The sequence below is a fragment of the Halorubrum sp. Atlit-28R genome, assembly GCF_003665955.1.
Classification (GTDB): Archaea; Halobacteriota; Halobacteria; order Halobacteriales; family Haloferacaceae; genus Halorubrum; species Halorubrum tropicale.
The window spans coordinates 1-584 of sequence record NZ_QPLS01000099.1 but is presented as its reverse complement, the minus strand read 5'-3'; the positions used below and the strand labels follow the sequence as shown (position 1 = coordinate 584).

Annotated in this window: 1 protein-coding gene and 1 pseudogene; one reads left to right on the top strand and one right to left on the bottom strand. The window is 53.4% G+C overall.

Annotation, left to right across the window (positions count from 1 at the left end):
- Window positions 1-243 (bottom strand): annotated as a pseudogene (locus DVK06_RS16985) (ABC transporter permease); the annotation flags it as partial.
- A gap of 119 nt (window positions 244-362) precedes the next feature.
- On the opposite strand from DVK06_RS16985, the gene DVK06_RS16980 reads away from it, so the two are divergent.
- Window positions 363-584: ATP-binding cassette domain-containing protein (locus DVK06_RS16980; RefSeq protein WP_121601130.1), on the top strand; the 222-nt coding region annotated here is incomplete at its 3' end.

The following is a 584-nucleotide window of genomic DNA, read 5'->3' as shown; positions in this document are numbered from 1 at the left end:
CCCCCAGTCGCCGGTCACAAACCCGACCAACCAATCAAAATACTGGACGTACCACGCGCGGTTCAACCCGAGTTGCTGCTCAATGGCGGCTATGCTTTCTTCTGTCGCCTGCTTGCCCAAGATCATGACTGCCGCGTTACCCGGCAGCAGTTGCGTGATGGCGAAGATAATCAGGGAGATTAACAGGAGGGTCACCCCGATATACCCCATCCGCTTGACTAGGTATGCGCTAAATGCGGACATGCTACATGAGTTCAACCCTCACATACTATCTTATATCTTTCCCCCTATGAATCTCATAGGCCGTCACCGGACACTGTGAGAAACATATTTGTATGAGACTGTACACAATAAGCGTAAGAATGAGTGTTGTTAGTGAGACTCATACTAGTCAAGACGGCCGTTCAGTGCTTTCCGTCGATGATCTGTCCGTCGAGTATCGAACCGACGACGGGGCGGTTAAGGCGGTTCGCAACGTTTCGCTCCATATCGAACCCGGCGGGACGCTCGGTATCGCCGGCGAAAGTGGGAGCGGCAAGAGTACGCTCGCACTCGCAATACTCCGGTATCTGGAGGGAAACGGC